We start from the raw sequence: 4,300 nt of genomic DNA, 5'->3' as shown, positions 1-4,300 counted from the left end.
TTCATTATTAATTGATCATTTTAATTAGTGCCGTATTTATTTTTTAGTATTTCTTCTGCAATCAATTGATAGGAACGAATTCGGTCTTTAGGAGAGTATGTTATCGTCACAATCATGATTTCGTTCGCATTATATTGAGCTTGAAGCTCGCATAATTTCTGTTTCACTACTTGGGGATTACCGATTATCATGTTTTGTTTTATTTTATATAAAGTAGTTTTTTCTGTTTGATCTAGCTCGTATTGTTTTGCTTCTTGAATAGAGGGGATGCTAATGTGGCCTTCTCCTTTTTCTTTTTGCAATGACCATATTAGAGAACTTAAGACAATCTCTTCTGCTAGTTCATTCGTTTCTGCACATATAGCTGAAACAGTTAAAATCACTTTAGGGTGTTGGCCCACTTTTCTTGGTGTAAATGAATTAATGTATTCTTGAATAATAGATGGTCCGTCATTGTCGCTCATAAACTTTCCGAATGCATAGGGCAATCCTTTTTCTGCTGCAAATAATGCACTTTTTTTACTTGTACCTAGAATCCAAGGTTCTGGTGAAATTTCTGGCAATGGAGAGGCTGTGACTTTCGCGTATTTGTGATCTTCAGGAAAATTATCGTCTACAAAATGAAGTAGATCATTCACTGTATTTGACATGTTCCACACCTGCTGTAAAAAGTTATCAGATAATGCGTTGGCAGCTTCAGCTGATCCACCTGGGGCCCGTCCAATACCGATGTCAATTCGATTTGAAAATAATGTAGCTAACGTATTATAAACTTCTGCCACTTTATAAGGTTTATAATAGGGTAATAAAACAGCCCCAGAGCCGATCCGGATTCTATTAGTGTTCGCTCCAATGTAACTCAACAACACTTCTGGTGCTGAACAAGCTAATCCTGGTAAATCATGATGTTCAGCAATCCAGTAGCGAGAATATCCTAGTTTTTCTCCCGCTTGAGCTAATTTCATAGATTCATTTAATGCCTCTTTGGCTGTTTGATTTGAAGAAATTGGTGACTGATCCAAAATGCTTAATTTCATCACTCCACCCCTACTTTCTTAATCCTTCACTTCAAGCAATCTTAATGAATAGTTTCCAACTTGCCCTTTTTCATATAAATTTGTAATCGAAGTAGAATATTGCTGAATTGTCCCTCTAAATGCTAATTCCCTCTCAGGAATTACCACATCAAATGTCCCTTGATATAGCAACGTTGCTATATCATGATACTCTTCACTCGTCACTTCAAAAGAAACCAAAATTTCATATAAATCATTCACTTTTCCTTGTTTATAATCGTACACTTTTATCAAAGTATCATTTAATATTATTTCATTAACCATGAATTGTCCCTCTTATTTCCTTTTATTAAAAATATAGCATTTGGATAAAGGGGTAGCAAATATGCTGTTTGTTCATTATTAAAAGGGCTAGCGTGAAAAAAGGTCCGTGGAATATTATCCCCAACGGACCTTCATTGATATTTATGCTAATCCCTTTTCAAGCAAGATAGCCTTCAAATATTTTCGAATTCTATACAATTTCGTTTTTACTGTATTTTTGTTTAGCTTTAATAATTCAGCTATTNNGTCCATAATTAATTTTAAGTAAAAACACGTTTTTTTGATCAGGAGAGAGGGAGTTAATCACAGAATGGATTTGCTCATTTAAGAAATTTAGTTCTACTTCCTGTTCAACATTTTGATTCATGATCACGTTCGTATTCTCAAGGTCTGTGTTTACTGCCAATCTTTCAGTCGTTTTTCTTTCTTTTCGGATCACGTCAATGGCTGTTCTCGTGGCAATGGATGACAGCCAGGCTCCCATTTTCTCTTTATCCTGAATGGTGTCCATTTTTTGATATGCTTTAAGTAAGGTTTCCTGAACCACATCCTCAGCCAAATAATGGTCTCTCGTAATACAGTAAGCTGCATGAAAAATCCGCTTATAATACAAATCACAAATTTCTTTCATATTAATAGAGCAAGTATCCATTTTCATCCCCTCCCTCACTTTCTATTCAAAATATTGCTTTACAAAATCCGGAACGTTATCACTGCTAAAGCTTTTTATATCGATATACCGATCATTATTATATTTAATAGCAACAACATATGGTCCATCAATATATCCCTTCGTATCCTTCAAAGTTGTTTCCAGCATTGTTTTATCTGTTACTTTAAGGATATTCCCTGAACTTTCCATCTGTTTGAATACTTCCTCATGGGAGTAGCCTCTATAGTCGATATCTAGTTCATCCTTCGGAGCAATGTAGGCAGTATCAATATCTGAAGCATTGATTCTCGCATTCTCCAATAACCCTTTTTCAGCAAGCCACTGTTCAAATTTCTTATATGAAACTCGCCATTCCATCATAACCGTTTTATCATTTCTCTGAAGAATTTCAATTACCGAATAGGCATCTCGATTATCCTGCATCTCTTCATACGTTGCCTGATTAATCTCATCTTTTAAGATGGAAATCGCTTCTTCCATTTCAGATGGGTCGACAATGATTGATCTTTTACTTACAGGACCATATGGCTGAATGGTTACCTTCTCGATCTGACCCTCTTTTACTTGAAAAATTTCATTCGTTACCCTTTTATATTCTGGCGATTCATAAATTAACTTATAAAATTGAGCATATTTATTTTTATCAATCTCGTAGTTTCTAACGATTCTCTTCCCATTTTTTAGCTCATAGACAAAAAAGGCAGATTCTCTTGAAGATGTGTTGTCACCCTTATTGGCTACAATTTCCTTATGAAGCCTTCTTAAAAGCTCGATATTATCTGTATCCTCTAGATAATAAGGTTCCGCTTCAGTATTATTAAAGTGGTAATAGCTGTTTCCAAAATGGACACGTTCAATTTCACTCGTATACGGAATATTTTTCTCATATTGAGTGAAATCCAACTGAAATAGCACGAAAAGCACCGCCATGGCACAAACATATATGAGAAACCCTCGAATATGAATGATTATCCTCCAAGATTTTTGTAGTACCATCTCAGCTATAAAATACCCTAGAATAGAGCCAAACAAATAACCTGCAATAAGCCAAAAGGCGCCGCCACCCATTTTCCCGAAGTACATTCCGCCTAATAACATAGAGCAAAATGTTGCTCCATATTTAAAGATTGGCTTCATAAATGGAAAAATGAGAGCCTGTGAAACTGCCTCAAGCCTTCTTTGCTTATAAACCCATAAGGATAACCCATAAAGTATAAAGATCAGCAAAATATAGATGATGATTTCTCCCCATCCAATCGGTCGTCTGCTGATTAAGCTCAAAGCGACTAAAGGGGAAAAGGACTCAATTTTATTTTCCATGAAATATTGTTCAGGAAAGCCGTATAAGTAAAACGGCAAATTAAAGCCAAATAGTATTATCAAGCCAATTGGCAGAAGCAGAAGAATATAGGTTAACCCGCCTTGGACAACAGATAATCCTGTTATCATCGCGACAAAAACGGATACCATGTAAATAACTAAATTAAACATAATCGTGATGCCTAGCCATTGAAATACATCGCTAATCGTTAAAAATTCATGCAAATTTAAAGGACCATAAATAATCAAAATTATTAGAGCGTTTAGAATAACTGGTGTTATTAAAATGACTGCTCCAAAAAGAGTAAACACGTGATATATTCGCTCTCTTTTAATTGGCAAACTATGCATAAAATCGCTAAAGTGCTTTACCTGCAAAAAGCGAAATAAGAATATGGCCAGCAGAACAGGAAGTGCTATAGATAAAATACTTTGAATCTCAGCATTATACTCGAATAGATTCTTTGCCCTTTGAAAATACAGATGCTCCTCAAACTTAGATTCTGTCATTAAAATTTCTAATGGAACAGCGATAAACAACCCTAGAAAATATACGATCGCTACCCATCCAACACTTCTCAAGATGGTTTTCCACATCTCTTTGCTAACCAAGGATATTTTGGACTGCATATCCAACATCCCCCATTTCATAAATAAAAATTTCTTCTAATGTTAGTGGCAGGATATCAAATATGATAGGGCTATACTTTTTTATTCTGGCTGATATCTCTTCTTCTTTTCCATTCACAATAAATAATTGGACACTTCCGCGTTTTTCCTTATGAAGGATTTTGACTTGGTCAAAGATTCCTGGTGGAGTCGGCCCATTAAAGGCAACCTGAATTTTGTGAGTGTCTGATTTTAGATCATCCAATTCTTTTTCAATCATTAACTTTCCTTTATGCATAATGCCAATGAAATCACATAAATCTTCAACCTCTCTTAAATTATGAGAGGAAATTAACAC

Annotated in this window: 4 protein-coding genes and 1 pseudogene; all 5 read right to left on the bottom strand. The window is 35.1% G+C overall.

The genetic code is table 11. The features are described 5' to 3' along the window. Nucleotides 1-20 precede the first annotated feature (20 nt). Nucleotides 21-1,037, bottom strand: coding sequence for an LLM class flavin-dependent oxidoreductase (locus V7149_RS24045; protein ID WP_335348097.1), 1,017 nt, complete (start codon nucleotides 1,035-1,037; stop codon nucleotides 21-23). 18 nt (nucleotides 1,038-1,055) lie between these two features. Next, nucleotides 1,056-1,340, bottom strand: a complete 285-nt coding sequence (locus V7149_RS24040) for a DUF3219 family protein (RefSeq protein WP_335348096.1) — start codon at nucleotides 1,338-1,340, stop codon at nucleotides 1,056-1,058. Nucleotides 1,341-1,575: 235 nt separating this feature from the next. Beyond that, complete coding sequence (locus V7149_RS24035) at nucleotides 1,576-1,971, bottom strand: RNA polymerase sigma factor (protein ID WP_438824155.1); 396 nt, start codon at nucleotides 1,969-1,971, stop codon at nucleotides 1,576-1,578. A 42-nt stretch (nucleotides 1,972-2,013) separates the two neighbouring features. Then, a complete protein-coding gene (locus V7149_RS24030) occupies nucleotides 2,014-3,963 on the bottom strand; it encodes a DUF6449 domain-containing protein (protein WP_335348094.1) in 1,950 nt (649 codons plus the stop codon). Then, a pseudogene (locus V7149_RS24025) lies at nucleotides 3,938-4,300 on the bottom strand (ABC transporter ATP-binding protein); the annotation flags it as partial. The gene V7149_RS24030 and the pseudogene V7149_RS24025, both read right to left, overlap by 26 nt.

The sequence above is a fragment of the Bacillus sp. JJ1503 genome, assembly GCF_036965125.1.
Classification (GTDB): Bacteria; Bacillota; Bacilli; order Bacillales; family Cytobacillaceae; genus Cytobacillus.
The sequence above is the reverse complement of the archived record's forward strand: the minus strand, read 5'-3'. Positions and strand labels throughout refer to the sequence as shown.